This window comes from Fusobacterium sp., from assembly GCF_032477075.1.
In the GTDB taxonomy this organism is placed as follows: Bacteria; Fusobacteriota; Fusobacteriia; order Fusobacteriales; family Fusobacteriaceae; genus Fusobacterium_A.
Genome location: NZ_JAWDXO010000010.1, coordinates 40,324 through 58,760 on the forward strand (window position 1 = coordinate 40,324; position 18,437 = coordinate 58,760).

Annotated in this window: 19 protein-coding genes and 1 pseudogene; 13 read left to right on the forward strand and 7 right to left on the reverse strand. The window is 26.8% G+C overall.

Going from position 1 to position 18,437, the window contains the following annotated elements:
* Nucleotides 1-338 precede the first annotated feature (338 nt).
* Nucleotides 339-944, reverse strand: a complete 606-nt coding sequence (locus E6771_RS05970; RefSeq protein ID WP_316090276.1) for an HAD family phosphatase — start codon at nucleotides 942-944, stop codon at nucleotides 339-341.
* Nucleotides 945-1,039: 95 nt separating this feature from the next.
* Between E6771_RS05970 and E6771_RS05975 the strand changes: the two genes are divergently transcribed.
* From E6771_RS05975 to E6771_RS05985, 3 genes are all read left to right on the forward strand, one after another.
* Nucleotides 1,040-1,834, forward strand: a complete 795-nt coding sequence (locus E6771_RS05975; RefSeq protein WP_316090277.1) for a Cof-type HAD-IIB family hydrolase — start codon at nucleotides 1,040-1,042, stop codon at nucleotides 1,832-1,834.
* A 122-nt stretch (nucleotides 1,835-1,956) separates the two neighbouring features.
* The gene (gene guaA, locus E6771_RS05980) at nucleotides 1,957-3,495 is read left to right on the forward strand and encodes a glutamine-hydrolyzing GMP synthase (protein ID WP_316090279.1); all 1,539 of its coding nucleotides are present in this window, start codon (nucleotides 1,957-1,959) and stop codon (nucleotides 3,493-3,495) included.
* A 242-nt stretch (nucleotides 3,496-3,737) separates the two neighbouring features.
* Nucleotides 3,738-4,319, forward strand: coding sequence for an urea carboxylase-associated family protein (locus E6771_RS05985; protein ID WP_316090281.1), 582 nt, complete (start codon nucleotides 3,738-3,740; stop codon nucleotides 4,317-4,319).
* A 231-nt stretch (nucleotides 4,320-4,550) separates the two neighbouring features.
* Here E6771_RS05985 and E6771_RS05990 read toward each other — a convergent pair whose 3' ends face one another.
* The gene (locus E6771_RS05990; RefSeq protein ID WP_316090282.1) at nucleotides 4,551-5,006 is read right to left on the reverse strand and encodes a helix-turn-helix domain-containing protein; all 456 of its coding nucleotides are present in this window, start codon (nucleotides 5,004-5,006) and stop codon (nucleotides 4,551-4,553) included.
* A gap of 41 nt (nucleotides 5,007-5,047) precedes the next feature.
* On the opposite strand from E6771_RS05990, the pseudogene E6771_RS05995 reads away from it, so the two are divergent.
* The 8 genes and pseudogenes from E6771_RS05995 to E6771_RS06030 all read left to right on the forward strand — a co-directional run.
* Nucleotides 5,048-5,185: pseudogene (locus tag E6771_RS05995) on the forward strand (GntP family permease); the annotation flags it as partial.
* A gap of 45 nt (nucleotides 5,186-5,230) precedes the next feature.
* Nucleotides 5,231-6,556, forward strand: a complete 1,326-nt coding sequence (dsdA, locus tag E6771_RS06000; RefSeq protein WP_316090283.1) for a D-serine ammonia-lyase — start codon at nucleotides 5,231-5,233, stop codon at nucleotides 6,554-6,556.
* A gap of 13 nt (nucleotides 6,557-6,569) precedes the next feature.
* On the forward strand, nucleotides 6,570-7,679 hold the full coding sequence (locus E6771_RS06005) for an alanine racemase (RefSeq protein ID WP_316090284.1): 1,110 nt from the start codon (nucleotides 6,570-6,572) through the stop codon (nucleotides 7,677-7,679).
* A 345-nt stretch (nucleotides 7,680-8,024) separates the two neighbouring features.
* Nucleotides 8,025-9,068, forward strand: coding sequence for a LacI family DNA-binding transcriptional regulator (locus tag E6771_RS06010; RefSeq protein ID WP_316090285.1), 1,044 nt, complete (start codon nucleotides 8,025-8,027; stop codon nucleotides 9,066-9,068).
* Nucleotides 9,069-9,137: 69 nt separating this feature from the next.
* Nucleotides 9,138-10,139, forward strand: a complete 1,002-nt coding sequence (locus E6771_RS06015; RefSeq protein ID WP_316090286.1) for a C4-dicarboxylate TRAP transporter substrate-binding protein — start codon at nucleotides 9,138-9,140, stop codon at nucleotides 10,137-10,139.
* A gap of 14 nt (nucleotides 10,140-10,153) precedes the next feature.
* The gene (locus E6771_RS06020) at nucleotides 10,154-10,630 is read left to right on the forward strand and encodes a TRAP transporter small permease (RefSeq protein WP_316090288.1); all 477 of its coding nucleotides are present in this window, start codon (nucleotides 10,154-10,156) and stop codon (nucleotides 10,628-10,630) included.
* Nucleotides 10,623-11,909: a TRAP transporter large permease gene (locus E6771_RS06025; protein ID WP_316090289.1), complete on the forward strand. Its 1,287-nt coding sequence runs from the start codon at nucleotides 10,623-10,625 to the stop codon at nucleotides 11,907-11,909. Before E6771_RS06020 ends, E6771_RS06025 begins: the two co-directional genes overlap by 8 nt.
* 25 nt (nucleotides 11,910-11,934) lie before the next feature.
* On the forward strand, nucleotides 11,935-12,717 hold the full coding sequence (locus E6771_RS06030) for a sugar phosphate isomerase/epimerase (RefSeq protein WP_316090291.1): 783 nt from the start codon (nucleotides 11,935-11,937) through the stop codon (nucleotides 12,715-12,717).
* A gap of 106 nt (nucleotides 12,718-12,823) precedes the next feature.
* On the opposite strand, the gene E6771_RS06035 is transcribed toward E6771_RS06030, so the two are convergent.
* The 3 genes from E6771_RS06035 to E6771_RS06045 form a co-directional block, all read right to left on the reverse strand.
* Nucleotides 12,824-13,696 (reverse strand): ParA family protein, encoded by an 873-nt coding sequence (locus E6771_RS06035; RefSeq protein ID WP_316090293.1) that lies wholly within the window; start codon nucleotides 13,694-13,696, stop codon nucleotides 12,824-12,826.
* 203 nt (nucleotides 13,697-13,899) lie between these two features.
* A complete protein-coding gene (gene zupT / locus E6771_RS06040; RefSeq protein ID WP_316090294.1) occupies nucleotides 13,900-14,670 on the reverse strand; it encodes a zinc transporter ZupT in 771 nt (256 codons plus the stop codon).
* A gap of 147 nt (nucleotides 14,671-14,817) precedes the next feature.
* Complete coding sequence (locus tag E6771_RS06045; protein WP_316090297.1) at nucleotides 14,818-15,063, reverse strand: hypothetical protein; 246 nt, start codon at nucleotides 15,061-15,063, stop codon at nucleotides 14,818-14,820.
* 296 nt (nucleotides 15,064-15,359) lie between these two features.
* Here E6771_RS06045 and E6771_RS06050 point away from each other — a divergent pair, with 296 nt between their 5' ends.
* Nucleotides 15,360-15,959: a toxin-antitoxin system YwqK family antitoxin gene (locus E6771_RS06050; RefSeq protein ID WP_316090298.1), complete on the forward strand. Its 600-nt coding sequence runs from the start codon at nucleotides 15,360-15,362 to the stop codon at nucleotides 15,957-15,959.
* Between the two features lie 53 nt (nucleotides 15,960-16,012).
* Here the strand turns inward: E6771_RS06050 and E6771_RS06055 are convergent, their stop codons facing one another.
* On the reverse strand, nucleotides 16,013-16,390 hold the full coding sequence (locus tag E6771_RS06055) for a hypothetical protein (RefSeq protein WP_316090300.1): 378 nt from the start codon (nucleotides 16,388-16,390) through the stop codon (nucleotides 16,013-16,015).
* Nucleotides 16,391-16,645: 255 nt separating this feature from the next.
* Between E6771_RS06055 and E6771_RS06060 the strand changes: the two genes are divergently transcribed.
* Entirely contained in the window at nucleotides 16,646-16,894 is a 249-nt protein-coding gene (locus E6771_RS06060) for a hypothetical protein (RefSeq protein ID WP_316090302.1), read from the forward strand.
* Nucleotides 16,895-16,984: 90 nt separating this feature from the next.
* On the opposite strand, the gene hydG is transcribed toward E6771_RS06060, so the two are convergent.
* Complete coding sequence (hydG, locus tag E6771_RS06065) at nucleotides 16,985-18,394, reverse strand: [FeFe] hydrogenase H-cluster radical SAM maturase HydG (protein ID WP_316090305.1); 1,410 nt, start codon at nucleotides 18,392-18,394, stop codon at nucleotides 16,985-16,987.
* Between the last annotated feature and the right edge of the window lie 43 nt (nucleotides 18,395-18,437).

The following is an 18,437-nucleotide window of genomic DNA, read 5'->3' on the forward strand; positions in this document are numbered from 1 at the left end:
GGTTATAAAAAACACCATATCAAAAAACCAACTTTATTCCTGGTTTTTAAATACACTCTATGACTTTCTCGTATTATACTACAAATTTTCTTATTTGTGTATCAAAAATTTCATTTTTTTAAAAAAATTTAAAAGTATATCCAATAATAACAGCAATAAAAGATATTTAAGTAATTAAAAAAAGTATTTAATTAATTCATATATGATAAATTTTAAATTATTTTATCTAATTCTTCTTTGTTTATATGTCTTTCTCCTTATTTTCAATGTTTAATCTTATTTTTATTAATCTTCAAGAAGATAATCACTTTCTCTTTAGTCAACAGCATTTATTAATTTTATAGCTCTATCCCTTTATTTTTTAATAGTTTCTCTAACATTTCTGGAAAATCAAGATGAATTCCAGTTATTCCTATTTTTTCTGCTCCCTCTACATTAATTTTTGCATCATCTATAAATAATGTTTCCTCAGGAACAAGTCCATATTTAGCTAATAATAACTCATATATTCTTTGGTTTGGTTTTAAAAGATGACAATAACAAGATATAACTCCTCCATCAAATTCATTAAAAAATTCCCACTCATTTTGTACCTGTTCAAATGCAGGTCTGTGAAAATTTGAAAGAATAAATAAATTGTATCCTTTCTTTTTTAGTTTTTTTAATATCTGGATATTTTCTTCTATTGGCATTAAACAATCCATTATATTATTTTTAAAAAGTTTCTCTATATTTTCCCTTTCTTCTGGGATTATTTCTGCAAATTTTTCTATTGCATTTTTATATGATAAAGTTCCTTTATCTAGTTCCAGCCATTCTTTACTTTTAAAAATAGTCTCTACAAATTTTTCCTGCCTATTTTTTTCTATATTTTTTTCCAAAAAATTTTCTGGAGTATACCTAATAAGTACATTTCCTAAATCAAATATAATATTTTTTATCATTTTAGACCTCTTTTTAAATTTGATATTTTCCTTAATCTGTATTATAATCTATGCATATTAGTTTAGCAATATTTTTATTCAATTGAGGTGATAAAATGAAAATAAAAGCAATTGCTTTGGATTTAGACGGAACACTTTTAACAACTGATAAAAAAATTTCAGATATTAATAGAGATGTTCTTAGAGAATTAGAACAACAAGGTGTAAAAGTATTTATAGTTACAGGAAGAACTTACCATGCTGCCAAACCCTATGCAGAATACCTAAATCTTGGAGGTGTTGTAATTTCATACAATGGAGCTAAAGTTGTTGAATACAAAAACGATAAAGTTATCTTTGAGTTGCCTTTACAAGAGGAGTATGTAAAAGAAGTCATAAGAATAGCTAGAAAAATGGGAGTTCCTCTTAATCTTTATCAAGATAATAAATGGTATGTAGAAGATTCCAGCAAAAAGGAAGTTTTAGAGTATGCAAGAGAAAGAGATCTTATCCCTATTGAAAAAGATTTTTACAGTTTTGATAATTACGAAATGACTAAAACTGTATTTATGGGTACCCCTGATATCCTTGATAAAGTGAATAGAGAAGTAGAAAAAGTATTGGGTAATAAAGTATACAAAGCTAAATCTATGGATACTTTGTATGAAGTCTTGAATAGAGAAGTAAATAAAGGACTGGTACTTGAAAAAACGCTTAAGACTTATGGTATATCTCCTGAAGAATGTGCAGCTTTTGGTGATGCCATTAATGATATTGAAATGCTCACAATAGTAAAATATGGTGTTGCTATGGGTAATGCTCCTCATGAAGTAAAATCAAGAGTTAATTACATCACTGATACAAATGATAATAATGGTGTTGCGAAATTTTTAAAGAAATTTTTCTTTTGACACTGTTTTGATTTTATGGTAGAATTCTATAATCAATAAATATCGTGTACAAGTAGATATTTGTTTTCAAGTTGTTTAACAAGGAGCTTTTCGCTCCTTTTATTTTAAATTTGGAGGTTTTTATGAAAGAAAATAGTATTGTAATACTGGACTTTGGTTCTCAATACAATCAACTGATTGCTAGAAGAGTCAGAGAAATGGGTGTTTATGCTGAAGTTGTTCCTTATTTTGAACCTTTAGAAAAAATACTTGCTAGAAAGCCTAAAGGAATAATCCTTTCTGGGGGACCTTCCTCTGTATATGCAGAAGGAGCTCCAACTATAGACAAAGAATTATTCTATAAGGGTATTCCTGTATTAGGTATCTGTTATGGTATGCAGCTTACTACTCACTTAATGGGAGGAGAAGTTGCTAGGGCTGATAAACAGGAATTTGGTAAAGCTGAACTTTTAATTGATTCTACTGATAGTCCACTTTTCCAAGATATTCCTAACAACTCAAAAGTATGGATGAGCCACAATGATCATGTTACTAAAATGGCTCCTGGATTTGTTCAAATTGGTCACACTGATTCATGTGTAGCTGCTGTACATGTTCCTGAAATCAATAGTTATTGTATCCAATTCCATGCTGAAGTTACTCATTCAGAGTATGGAACGCAAATACTTAAAAACTTTGTTTTCAATGTTGCTAAATGTGAACAAAATTGGTCTATGGGTAACTACATTGAAGAAACTGTAAAAAATATTAAAGAAACTGTTGGAGATAAGAAAGTCCTTCTTGGCCTTTCAGGTGGAGTAGACTCATCAGTTGCTGCTACTCTTATCCACAAAGCTATTGGAGATCAGCTTACTTGTATCTTTGTTGATACTGGACTATTAAGAAAAGATGAAGCTAAAAAAGTAATGGAAGTATATGGAGAAAATTTTCATATGAATATCAAATGTATTAATGCAGAAGATAGATTTCTTACAAAATTAGCTGGTGTATCAGATCCAGAAACTAAAAGAAAAATAATTGGGAAAGAATTTATTGAAGTATTTGATGAAGAAGCTAAAAAACTTAAAGATGTAGAATTCCTTGCTCAAGGAACTATATATCCAGATGTTATTGAATCTATGTCAGTAAAAGGACCTTCAATGACTATTAAATCTCACCACAATGTTGGAGGACTTCCAGAAGATATGAAATTTAAACTTCTTGAACCTTTAAGAGAACTTTTCAAAGATGAAGTAAGAAAAGTAGGTAGAGAACTTGGAATTCCTGATTACATGATTGATAGACATCCATTCCCAGGTCCAGGACTTGGAATCAGAATTCTTGGAGAAGTAGATAAAGAAAAAGCTGATATCCTAAGAGAAGCTGATGATATATTTATTGAAGAATTAAGAGCTGCTGACCTTTATACTAAAGTAAGTCAAGCATTTGTTGTTCTTCTTCCTGTTAAATCTGTTGGTGTTATGGGAGATGAAAGAACTTATGAATATACTGCTGTATTGAGATCTGCCAATACTATTGACTTTATGACTGCTACTTGGTCACACCTTCCATTTGAGTTTTTAGAAAGAGTTTCTAACAGAATTTTAAATGAGGTTAAAGGAATCAATAGATTAACTTATGATATTTCATCAAAACCACCTGCAACTATAGAGTGGGAATAATATTATAATCTTTATAAAGCCTTTTAAATAAATACTTTTAGAAAATTAAAAAATCTTCTGGTAATAAAATGGTAATAATTTAAAATAATTAAAGAGAAGAAATTAATCTTCTCTTTTTTTTATTAAATAGGTATATATAATCTTATCCTTTTAAAGTTCTCTAATATCAATTTTGTAAAATTACTTTTATTGACTTAATTTTCTATAAAATATATAATATAAAAAATTCTAAGGAGGATTTTATGAAAAAAGAATACATTATAGAAGCATGCAATGGAAAAAAAATAGAAGTAAAAAAAGATCAATTAATAACTATTATTGATATTGAAGGAAGTCAGGTTGTTGATTTCTTTGCTGAAGCAAGTGAAAATCCAGATGAATTTTTATCTACAGGAGTTACAATTGATTGCAATGAATCTTTAAAGTTGAAAATAGGAGATATAATTTATAGTAACCTTTATCAACCTATGTTTAAGATTTTAGCAGATGATGTAAAAGAACAGGATTTACTACATCCTTGCTGTAGACCTGAAATGTATGATTTTTTTTATCATAATGGTGCAAATCATTCAAACTGCTTAGATAATATAAATATGAATTTAAAAAATAAAAGAGCTCTTATTCATCCTGTTAATTTCTTTATGTACACAAAAATTAATACAGATGGAAGTATCATAGTAAAAAAACCTCTTTCAAAAGCAGGAGATAAAGTAATTTTAAAAGCATTAATGAATGTTTCTTTAGGCATAGCAGCTTGTAGTGTTTCTGAAAGCGACTGTAATGGTGGGAAAACTTCTCCTATAAAAATAATAACAGAAGATTAATTTTTTTATTTGAAAAAATATAATAATATTCCTACTAAAAAACAAGGATTTTTTCTTTATTTTTATTTATTAAAAAATAAAAAAGGAATATTAAAATAATCAAAAATATACATAATGTAAAATCTTTCCCCAAGATGTTTATAATATATAGAAAAAGGAGCTTGTAAGTGGAAGCTCCTTTTTTGTTTTATATTATATTTTTTACCTAATACTTTCATCTTTCATAAAATTCTAAAATTCAGGTGGTGTTACAGAAAAAATTACAACACTTTCTCCTGTATTTAAATTAGTCCATTTATGAGGCTTTAATGCAGGTATATAAACTGAATCTCCTGGTTTCATCTCACAAGACTGATCACCTATAGTTATTTCTACTTTTCCACTTAAAAGAAGAGCTATCTCTTCTCCTTTGTGTGCCATTAGTTCTATTGAAGTTTCAGCATTTTTTTCAGTAAAAATCATTTTCATACATTCAATATTAGTGGGCCCTTCTGGAGATATAAGCTCATATCTTATCTTTTTAGTATTTATTATTTTTCTATCTTCTTTTTTTAAAATATTAATACTTATATCTTCTTTTTCAGGTTCTATAAAAAATTTAAACAAGGGAATTTCTAAAGCTTGTGCAATTGATTTTATTGTATTTAAAGAAGGATTAGCATTTCCTTTTTCAATTTGGCTAAGCATAGATGAAGATATTTCACATTTCTCAGCAACATCTTTTAATAGATGATTTCTTCTGGGTAGTTGCTTCTACATCAAGAATAAAACCAGAAACAGCCTATAAAGTATTTCCTGTAATAAGTGTTTTTCAATCTGTTACAGCACTTATTTGTGTTATAATATTAAAAATGATTTTCTTATAAAATAAACAATAAATTAAAATATATCTAATGATAAAGGAGTATAAAATGAACATTGAAGAACTGATAAAAAATGATGCTGTTATTAAAAAACTAGCTGATAAAATTGAAATAGGATGGATTAATAAAAAGGAAATTCCTTATGCTGAATATGAAAAAATCCTTCCTCTTTCTGATGGGGATTTAAAAGATGCTGAAGAACGTCTAAAAAGATTTGTTCCATTTATAAAAAAATCTTTTCCTGAAACAGAAGAAACAAATGGAATAATTGAATCTCCATTAGAAGCAATATTTTCTATGCAGGAAAATCTTGAAAAAAAATATAATACTAAAATTCCTGGAAAATTATATCTAAAAATGGATAGCCATCTTCCTGTAGCTGGGTCTATAAAATCTAGAGGTGGAGTATATGAAGTTTTAAAGCATGCAGAAGAATTGGCTATTGAAGCTGAAATATTATCTATTGATGATGATTATTCAGTTTTAGCAGATGAGAAATTTAAAGAATTCTTTTCTTCTTATAAAATTCAAGTAGGTTCAACTGGAAATCTAGGTTTAAGCATAGGTATAACAAGTGCTGCTCTAGGATTTGAAGTTATTGTTCATATGTCAGCTGATGCTAAGCAATGGAAAAAAGATATGTTAAGATCAAAAGGAGTAAAAGTTGTCGAATATGCAGATGACTATGGAAAAGCAGTTGAAGAAGGAAGAAAAAATTCAGATGCAGACCCTAGAAGCTATTTTGTAGATGATGAAAAATCATTAAATTTATTTTTAGGATATACTGTTGCAGCTTCAAGATTAAAGAAACAATTAGATGAGAAAAATATTTTCATTGATAATGAACATCCTTTATTAGTATATATTCCATGTGGAGTAGGAGGTGCTCCAGGTGGGGTTGCTTATGGTTTAAAAAGAATTTTTAAAGAAAATGTCTATATTTTCTTTATTGAACCTACTTTAGCCCCTTGCATGCTTTTAGGAATGGAAAGTGGACTTCATGAAAAAATCAGTGTTCGTGACATTGGAATAAATGGAATAACTCATGCTGATGGGCTCGCAGTTGCAAGACCTTCTGGTCTTGTAGGAAGAATGATGGATTCTATTCTAAGTGGAGAATTTACTTTGGAAGATTATAAACTTTATGACTATTTAAGATGCCTAAATGAATCAGAAAATATAAAAATAGAACCATCATCATGTGCTGCTTTTGAAGGTCCAGTATCTTTATTAAAGTATGAAGAAACAAAAATATATATTGAACAGAGAATTGGAAAAAATATAGACAATGCTTATCATATCTGTTGGGCAACTGGTGGAAGAATGGTTCCAAAAGAAGATATGGAAAAATTTTTAGAAACTCATTTAAAATAAGGGGGATTAAATTATGAAAAAAGAAAATCTTAAAACTCCAGCAATTCTACTAAATTTAGATGCATTAGAAAATAATATTAAAACATACCAAAAAATGTGCAGTGATAATGGAAAAAAATTGTGGCCTATGATAAAAACACATAAAAGTATGGAGCTTTTAAAACTGCAGCTAGAAGCTGGAGCAACTGGAGCTTTATGTGGAACATTAGATGAAGCTGAGGCTTGCTGCAGAATAGGGTTAAAAAAAATAATGTATGCCTACCCAGTGGCAAGCAAGGAAAGTATAGAAAGAGTAATAGAATTAACTAAAAAAAGTGACTTTATAATAAGGCTTGATAATTTAGAAGCTGCTGAAATGATAAATGATATGGCAGTTGCAGCTAACATAGTTATAAATTATACCATTATAGTCGATAGTGGTTTACACCGTTTTGGATTACCTGTAAATAAAATTGTTGAATTTGCAGATCAGTTAAAAGCTATGAAAGGGTTGAAACTAAGAGGAATTTCTACTCATCCTGGTCATGTATATTCTGTAGCTTGTGAAAATGAAGTTCATAAATATGTTATCGATGAATGTCAGACTTTGGATACTGCTAAAAAATATATGAATGATGCTGGTTATGAATTAGAATATATAACAAGTGGTTCAACTCCTACATTTAGTGAAGCTGTAAAAGATAAGAATATAAATATATTTCATCCAGGAAATTATGTATTTTTAGACACTATTCAGTTATCTATAAAAAGAGCTGAAATAAAAGATTGTGCTTTGACTGTTTATACCACAATAATTTCTCATCCTAAAGAAGACTTATTTATATGTGATGCTGGTGCTAAATGCTTAGGCTTAGATCAAGGAGCACATGGAAATAGTTCTATTGTAGGATTTGGAACTGTAATTGGACATCCAGAAGCTATTGTTGCTTCTCTATCAGAAGAAGTTGGAAAGCTGCACATTCATGGAGAAACTAATTTAAAAGTAGGAGATAAAATAGAAATTATTCCAAATCATTCATGTTCTACAGCTAATTTATGTAGTTACTATACAGTCATAAAAGATGATGAGGTATTAAAAAGTATTCCTGTAGATGTTAGAGGAAATAGCTTTAAACAAATTTAAATTTAATGAGTTTTTTTAATAGAAGAGGCTGTTGCAAATTAGTGATTTGTACTGCCTCTTTTATTTTTTAAAAAGAAAAACTTCAGGTTAACTTTTTTAGTAATTGAGTTATTTTAAATTTACAATACCCCCTTTCTCTTTTCAATTTATTTTATTTTTTCAAATATAGATATTCTAGAAACGATTTTAATGTATATTTTCGATATCAAACACCATAAAAATATATAAAAAATATTATTAAGATATAATTTTTAAAATTGACTAACAGTAAAAAAAATTATATAGTTTGAATACAAAGTTCCGAACGCGTGTTAGTAAATTTATTATAAATAAATAATTTAAGAGGTGAAAAAAATTAATAGTAAAGTTATAGCCAAACTTGCAGGAGTTTCTAGAAGTACAGTATCAAGAGTTATAAATAATTATCCAGATATTTCACCTGAAACAAAAGAAAAAGTTTTGAAAGTTATAGAAGAAAATGGATATTATCCAAATTTATCTGCACAAAAACTGGCTGGTAAAAAATCTGGAATTATTGGATTATTTGTTTATACTGGAAAATCTAGTACAAATGAAAAAAATTATAAGAAAATCTCTGAATCTTTATACTATTCAGAGCTAATATCAAAAATTATTGATGCAGCAGAAAATTTAGGTTATCTAGTATTAGTATCATATATCAATAAAAAAGGAACTACTTGGGAAAAAATATTTGCTAATGGAATTATAGATGGCGCTCTTGTTATTTCTGGGGGGAAAAAATTTAGAGAAATAGAAAACCTTATAAATTCCAAAAACAAGATAGTTCTTTTAGACTATGAAAAAAATGTAGCTAATCAAACTGTTTCTGCAATTAATCCTGATCACTTTAAAGGTGGATATAAGGCTACTCAATATTTAATTGAAAATGGTCATAAAAATATTTTGCATCTTACAGGAGAAATAAAAAGAAAAACTTCAATTAAAAGAGCTCGAGGTTATTTAAAATGTTTAAAAGACAATAACATAGAAAAGCAGAAAATAATATCTGGAAAATTTACTCAAGAAAGCTCATACAAAATTATAGATGAGTATATTGAAAAAAATAAGAAATTTGATTATTCTGCTATCTTTGCTGGAAATGACTATATAGCCTTAGGTGCTATGAGAGCCTTGTCAAAACATGGAATTGAAGTACCTCAAAAAGTTTCAATAATTGGTTATGATAATATGGAACTCTGTGAATATACTACTCCAAAAATAACCAGTATAAATCATTTAGATGATTTTATTGCTGAAAAAGCATTAATAAAATTAATGGAAATTTTAAAAGGGGAACAGGGAGTTATAGAAGATACTGAAATTAGAGTTGTAGAACGAGGGAGTGTTTTAAATATAAAAACTAAATAAATATTCTATAGTCTGTTAAAAATTAATATTAACAGGCTTAAAATAAATAAAATACTTTAGGAGGGTTACATGAAAGGAAATAAAACTATTTTTAAATCAGCACTTTTTTTAATGTTAGGAATTTTATTTTTATTGGTGGGATGTGGAAAAAAAGAAGAAAACAAAGTTAGAGTTATAAAGGTCAGTCATGTTTTTCAAACTAATGAACCTACACATATTTATATTTCACAAGCTGCAGACAAAATTAATGAAAGATTAAAGGGACAAATAGAATTACAAGTTTATCCAAATGGAGAATTACCTTCATATAAAGATGCTATTGAACAAGTTTTAAGAGGAAGTGACTTTATCTCTGTAGTTGATCCTAGTTATATTGGTGATTATGTTCCTGATTTCACAGCATTAGTAGGACCAATGCTTTATACTACATATGAAGATTATACAAATGTTACAAGCAGTGATTTTGTAAAACAATTAGAAAAACAAGCTGAAGATAAAGGAATTAAAGTATTATCTTTAGATTTCATTTTTGGATTCAGACACATAGTTACTGACAAAGTTATAACTAATCCTGAGGATTTAAAAGGTCTAAAACTTAGAGTTCCTGCAAGTAAATTATGGATAGATACATTTAATGCTCTAGGAGCTAATCCAGTAGCAATGCCATGGAGTGAAACTGTAAGTGCGTTACAGCAAAAAGTTATTGATGGAACTGAAACTACTTTTTCTTTCATGTCAAATAGTAAACTTTATGATTTAAGAAAAAATGTTGCTTTAAGTGGACACTTTTTAGGAACTGGTGGAGTATATATTTCAACTAAAGTTTGGAATTCTTTTACAGATGAACAAAGACAAGTTATTCAGGAAGAAATTACGCAAGCTGCTATAGATAACAATAAAAAAATGTATGAACTAGATGAAGACTTCAAAAAAGATATAGTGAAAAATGGTATGATTTTAAATGAAGTTAATTTAGAAGAATTCCAAAAAAGAGCTAAAAAAGTTTTTGATGAGTTTCCTGGATTTTCTCCAGATATATATGAGAAAATTCAAAATGAAATAAAAAAATAATATAGGAGAATTATATGAAAAAGATTTATATAGATGATTTTATATCTTGTACATTCTTAAGTTTTACTATAATTATAGTAATTTTGAATGTTGGAATGAGATACTTTTTCAATTCTCCAATAAAAAGCGCTGAAGAGATAGCAACAATATGTTTTATCTGGTCTGTATTTGTAGGAGGAGCTAGTTGCTATAGAAAAAAAATGCATATGGGAATTGATATATTAACTCAATCATTACCTAAAAAATTTAAAAATTATGTTGAGTTATTAATTAATATAATAGTAATGTCAATGAATGGAGCTTTTTTCTTATTGAGCTTGAAATTTACAATAATTTCTAGAGTAAAACCTACTGCTGTATTAGGAATTTCATCTATGTATGTTAATTCTTCTTTAATTGTAGGATTTGGATTAATATTCATATATTCAATTCTAGAAATTTTAAAAACTATAAAAATAATGTTAGGAAAAAAAGGAGATGAAAATGTATAGCTTTTTACCTATTTTAATTTTATTTATTTTCTTTTTTTTAAATATTCCAATATGTTTTGCTTTAATGGGAGCTACATTATTCTTTTTTGGATTTTTAGATACAAGTATGGATTTAGATTTAATAATGCAGCATTTTATAAGAAGTGCTGAATCATTCCCTTTATTAGCAATTCCGTTTTTTATAATGGCTGGATCAATCATGAACTATTCTGGCATAAGTAAAAGGCTAATGGGAATGGCAGAAGTTTTAACTGGGCACTTAACTGGAGGGCTTGCTCAGGTTAATATACTGCTAAGCGTTTTAATGGGAGGAATTTCTGGTTCTGCTAATGCTGATGCAGCTATGCAATGTAAAGTTCTAGTTCCTGAAATGGTAAATAGAGGCTATTCAAAAGGATTTTCAGCAGCAATAACTGCTGCCTCTTCTATAGTAAGTCCAATTATTCCTCCAGGAATTGTATTAATAATCTATGCTTTACTTTCCAATGTTTCTGTTACAAAAATGTTTATAGCTGGTTATGTTCCAGGTGTATTAATAGCAATTTCTCTTATGATAACTGTTGCTATTATATCTAAAAAAAGGAAGTATGTTCCTGTAAGAGAAAAAAGAGCGTCTCTTCAAGAAATTTTCAAACAATTTAAAGAATCTATATGGGCATTGATTCTTCCTTTTGTAATAATATTAGGTATGAGAATTGGAATTTTCACTCCTACTGAAGCTGGAGCAATAGCAGTAGTAATTACTACATTAATTGGAATTTTTATATATAAAGAATTAAAATTAGCAAAATTCATAGACATTTTAAAAGAAACAGTTTATGGTACAAGTACAGTAATGTTTATTATAATTGCAGCAAATGTATTTGGAGCTTATTTAAGCTGGGAAAGAATTCCTTTTAAATTAACTAATATTTTATTAGAATTCAGTACTAGTCCATGGTCTTTATTATTATTAATCAATTTAATACTTCTTTTTGTAGGAATGTTCATTGATGGAGGAGCAGCTATGATAATTTTAGCACCTTTATTAATCCCTGCTGCTTTAAAGTTAGGAATTGACCCACTGCATCTTGGAATAGTAATGGTAGTAAACATTATGATTGGTGGAGTTACTCCCCCATTTGGATCAATGATGTTCCTCACATGTTCATTATTGAATATCAAACTAGAAGAATTCATGAAAGAAATAACTCCTTTCATTGTTGCTCTTCTGCTGGTATTATTTATATTAACTTATATCCCTGATATAGTACTGTTTTTACCAAATTTATTGAGTTAATCTAAAAATTAAGGAGGAAAAAATATTGAATAAAAATTTAGTATATATCAGTGATTTGATATTTTATAAAAAAAGTGCTAAAGAGATACTGGAATTTTTAGAAAAAAATAAAATAAAAAATCTAGAACTCTTCATAGAACCATTAGATGAAGAATATACAAAAAAAATGATAGAAATACTTGAAAAATATCAACTTAAATCAATTTCTTTTCACGGTCCTTTTAGAAAATGTAATCTGGCAGATATGTCAAAAGATTCATGGAAAAAAACTTTATATAGTTATGAAGAAAGTTTAAAACTTTCAAAAAAATATAATCCTCATTTTATGGTTCTCCATAGTAATGAAGGAATTCTTTCTCAAAAAATAGATAAGGAATTGAGAAATAAAATTTCACAGAAGATTAATTTATTAGTAAAACTAGGTAATAAGTATGATATTGATATAGTTATTGAAAATGTTGGAATAGGTAAAAATATGATATTTTCTCAAAAAGAATATGAAAATATGATATTAAAAAATAATTATAAATGTTTGATTGATGTTGGACATGCTTATCTCAATAAATGGGATATTAATGAATTAGTAAAAAAATTAAAGAATAATATCCTTGGATTCCATTTTCACAATAACAATGGAATACATGATGAACATAAACCTATTTTTAATGGAAAATTTGATTATTTCCCTTTAATTGAATTAATAAAAACATATACTCCTACTGCAAATATTGTATTAGAATATGATTTTAATGAAAATCCAGAAATTTTATTTGATGACTATAATAAATTAAAAAAATTATTTGATTAATATAATAAAAAAACTCTCTTGACACTTAATTAACAAGAAATTTTTTATTAAGTTAAGATTAAGAGAGTTTTTCCATTTCTAAATACTAAATTTTAATTAGATATTTTTATTCCAGTCCTATTATTCTTTCTGCCATTTCTTTTATAAAAATATTAAATAATTCTTTGTTTTTATTTAAATTTGGAATTTGAGATAAAATATAGTCATTGGCTCTTAATTTTTCATTATCCAATAACATTCCAATTATTTTTATATTTCTTGTAAACATACTTATATCTTTTATATTTTTATTTTCTATTTTTTTATCAAACAAGTAGTCTTGTTTTAGAAATCCAATAAATTTAGGCTGTTTATCTGGAAAAGAATAATATGAATCATTATATTTACTAAGCATATTATTTCTTAATTCATTTAGATCATGGAACTCTTTTATTAAAAGTATAAAAGTATCATTCATAAACAAATCAATTATTGTGGGGATAGCTATATAATCTGATACCATCAATAAATTTTTGCTTATTTCTTTCATAGTAGATGGAAAATCTATTATAATATAATCTAAATCATACTCCTCTTCCATTTTATTAAAAAATTCATTAAATGCTCCTGCTATATTTCCAAATATTTTCATATTATTATCTTTTTTATGGGCAAAAGAAAGTGTAATTTCCAACTTTAATATCTCACTGCTTCCAGGAGTTAAAAACAGTCTATCAGAAAGTTTTTGAGGAACTTCAGCAGTTATGGGAATAGGTTGACCTTCAAATGCTTTTAAAACTGCTTTATGCAAATCAACAACTGTTTCTTTTAGGCTGTCATTATTTAAAGTCAAAGATAATTTTGTTAAGCTGCATTGTGGATCTGCATCTATCATTAATACTTTCTTTCCTTCTTCTGAAAGAGCTTTTGCCATATAATATGCTGAAGTACTTTTTCCTATTTTCTCTTTATAATTATAAATTGATATCCTTCTTGCCATATTTTCTTTCCCTCCTGTTATTTTTTAATATTTTAATATCTTAAAAATAAGAATATTATTTTTGTTAATATATTATTCTATAAAAATATATTTTATCCCATCTCTTATATATTAACATATTATTTCAATTTTATATAATAAAAAAACAGAGAAATTTACTCACTCTGTCTTTTTTACTATATTATTTCTTTCTTAATAAATGCTCAAATTATCATTAAACTTACTGCCATTACCATCATTCCCAATATCATACTATAAGTAGCAATATGATGATTTCCATCATTCTGTGCTGATGGAAGAAGTTCATCTAAAGCTATATAAACCATAATACCTGCTACTGCTGCTAGTAACATTCCAAATATTTTTTCATTTAAATAATCTTTGAGAAGAATGTACCCCACTAAAGCTCCCAGTGGTTCTACTAATCCAGAAATAAGAGAAAAGGTAAACGCTTTTTTTCGACTTCCTGTTGCATAATATATTGGTGCAGATACAGCTATTCCTACTGATATATTATGTATAGCTATTGCTGTAGCCACAGAAAAACCTAAAGCTGGTGTTTTCAATACTGATGCAAATATCGCCATTCCTTCTGGAAAATTATGTATTCCTATTGCAACAGCAGTCATTACACCCATTCGATATACAGATTTCTCTTCACTTTTTTCTTCATTTTCTTTCAGACAAAATTTTTCTGTAAAAATCATAAAAACCATTCCTATAAAAAATGAAATAACTGCTATCCATAATCCCTTACTTCCTCCATAAGTTTCAACTAATGATTCTCTTGATTCCATAAATATTTCTACAAATGCTACATATATCATTACACCACTTGCAAATCCTAATGAAGCAGAAAGAAACTTTTTATTTGTTTTTTTTCCTATAAAAGATATAATACTCCCAACTCCCATTGCAAGTCCAGCTAACAATGTGAGGACAAAAGCTATTACTACATTCCCTGTTTCTATCATAATTTTATACTCCTTTCTCCAGTTCATTCTTAATTCTTTCATATTTTTTAATTTTCTGTTTATATTATACTATTAAATATCTTATTATCTTTTTTAACAATTCATAAAAAATTTAAGAGGAGATTTCTCTCCTCTCATTAATTTTTTTTATTTTTTTTTGTATTTTAATATCTTTTTATAATCTTCCCTTGTATATCCATCATAATCATACCCCTCTGAATTATAACCATCTATATCATGATTGTCTATATCATATCCGTTGGAGTCATAGTATGTTCCTGTTACTTTATGTTTTCTTATATTTTTCCCTTCAGTATAAAAGCCTCTTTCATCTACATTAGCACAAGAACTTAGTAATAATAAAATTACAGATAAAAATAATATTTTATTCATTTTTCCTCCTAATTTTATTTTTTTAATAATTAATTTTATAAAAATATATACTTTTATGATATAATTTTTTTATTTTTTTGTCAAATTATTCTCATAAGTATTATAAAAAGATTTAGTTAAAGAAAATTTATTTGTTATCTAAATTGATACCAAAATATATTGATAAAAAGTAAAAATAAATTTTATTTTTCATCTTTTTACGTCTAAAATTCTAATATATTTATTTATTTTTACGATTTTTTTCAAATTTATGTTATAATTAAATGAAGTATTAAAAAATTGTGGAGGAAGAATACATGAAAAAAAATATATTACTATTTTTTGTAATATTTCTATTATTGAGTTGTAATAATGAAAAAAATAATACAACAATATCTCAAAACCCCACATCATTTTATGAAAAAGAAAGTGTTTTGGGAATCAGTAAACATTTTTCTGGTATACTTACAGAAAAATATAATAATGGTCAATTAAAAAAAGTTACATGTTATAAAGATGGTACAAAAAATGGTCTAGAAAAGATTTATTATCAGAATGGAAAAATAAAATTAGAAGGAAATTATAAAAACAATATAGAAGATGGTATATTTAAAACTTACTATCAAAATGGCAATTTAAATATTGATACTGAATTTAAAAATGGTCTCCCTAATAATTTATTTTTAAAATATCATCTTAATGGAAAACTAGCTTTAAAAGGTGAATATAAAGATGGAAAACTTCATGGTGAATGGAAAAGTTACTATTCTAATGGTGAACTTGAATCTGAAAAAGAATATAATAATGGTATTGGCACTGGTGAATGGAAAACTTACTATGAAAATGGCAATTTAAAATGGAAAGGAATATATACAAATGGTGAACTTGTTGTTGAACAACTTATGATTTTACTATAAATATATAAAAATACATCAAAGTGAAGTATTTGATGTATTTTTTATTATATAAATTAATTATGTTTATAAGATTTTAATTTAAAAAACTGATATAGATATGAACCTGCAAAAGACATTCCTATTCCCATTATTATAACTATCCCCACAGCTTCTTTCATATCTTTATTAACCAGAAAAATTTCCATAAATAATCTAATAAATATTTCCAAAGAAAAGTCAGCTATAACACAAGGAATATAATATTTCAATACAAATCTATCATCCTCTATCCACCTAATAAATATTAATATATTTCTTAAACATGACACATATGTCACTATAAGCATAGAAGTACTTGATTTTTCATTAAGAACAATTAGTACAAATATTATTCCTATTATATTTACACATATCCCCAGCTTTAACACAAACATATCAAAAAATCTTTTCATGAAATTCCCCCAATACCTTTGCTTATTTTATATCATATATAATTAAATTTTATTAGTCAATGATAAATTAAAACTCATTTCCTAAAACTTTCTTCAAATTTATAGAATTTTTATTTAAAAAAATAAATTATTCTTATTTAATTAAATAAAAAATTGAAAAATATTAAAGCAAATTTATTGATACTAAAAATCCTATTGACATATCTATGAAAAAATATGATAATGTTATGTAAAACAAAAAAAGGAGAGGTTAAAGTGCAAGGATACTTACTAAAAAAAGAAATTCAAAATCTATTTGAGAATTTAAAAAAAAGGCAAGAACTCGATAAAGAACTTAAAGAGAATCTAAATTCTTTCTTTAGTTTAATTGATGAGAAAGCTAAAAATAAAGAGATTAAACTTAGTCCTTCTGAGTGGAATACTCTTGGAAGTCTGGCTTATGCTTCTACAGAAAGTACTGAGAATCTTAATCAATTTACAAATTTTCTGTTAGAAAAATTTTAATACCATACTAGTTTATTCTTAAAAATATGAGATTAAAAAATGAAGCTGGATAAAAGATAAAAATTATCTTTTACCCAGCCTTTATTTTATTTATACATTTATATCTCTAGCTCCATTTTCTATAGCTTTCAAATTTTCTTTTATTTTATTTTTAAAATTTTCATCAGACATTTTATTTAAAGTTTTCATGATGACTTCATCACCTATTTTTCTCAACCTATTATCAGCATAATCAATTAGAAATTCTTTAAGTGTCATCAATGCATTAGCTTCACACATTACATTTATTTGCCCACTTTTTGCTATTTCCATAAATCTATCTCCTGTACGCCCATTTCTGTAGCAAGCTGTACAATAACTTGGTACATATCCTCCTTTCATTAAACTTTCTATCATTTCTAAAGGTGACCTGCTATCACCAAGTTCAAATTGTGGTTTTTCTTTTCTATCTTTCTCTCTCTGAGAATATCCCCCTACTCCTGTACATGATCCACTGCTAACCTGAGATATTCCCAATTTTATTGCTTCATCTCTAAGTTCAGCTTCCTCTCTAGTAGATAAAATAAGTCCTGTATATGGAACAGCAAGTCTTAATACTGCCACTATTTTTTTAAAGTCTTCATCTGATACAAGATATGGATAATCTTCCAATGATACATTTTCTGCTGCTCTTAGTCTTGGAACTGATATTGTATGAGGTCCTACTCCTGTTATCTTTTCAAGAGCATCTGCATATCTTATCATAGATATAGTTTCATATTTAAAATCATATAAACCATATAAGACACCTATTCCTACATCATCTATTCCTGCTTTTCGTGCTCTAAACATGGCACTCGTATGATATTCATAATCTTTTTTAGGTCCATTTAAATGCACTTTCTCATAAGTTGCTTTATGATATGTTTCTTGAAATAATATATATGTACCTATCTCTGCATCTTTCAATCTCTTATAATTTTCAATTGTTGTTGCAGCAATATTTACATTTATTCTTCTTATACTTCCATTTTTAAATTTAATTGAGTATATATTTTTTATACATTCTAATATATAATCCAAAGAACAGTTGAGAGAGTCTTCTCCAGCTTCTAGAGCTATTCTTTTATGCCCAAGTTTTTCTAAAGATTTAACTTCTTCTATAAGTTCTTCCTTATTCAATTTTTTTCTGCTTAATTCTTCATTATTATTTTTATATCCACAGTATTCGCAATTATTTACACAGTAATTACTCACATATAAAGGAGCAAACATTACTATTCTCTTCCCATATATTTTTTCTTTTATTTTTCTTGCAGTTTCAAACATTTCTTCAAGAAGTTCAGTATTATTTATATTAAGTAAAATAGCTGCCTCTTTATCAGTTATACCTTTTGCTTCTACAGCTTTTTTCAATATCTCTTTTACTAAATTTTCATCTCTGGCTTTTTTTTCAGATTCTTTTATTAAAAGGTTTATATCATTTTCATTTAAAAATTCCAATTCATATTTTTGTTCCATAAAACCCTCCTTCAATAATTGCTTATATTATATCATATTTAAC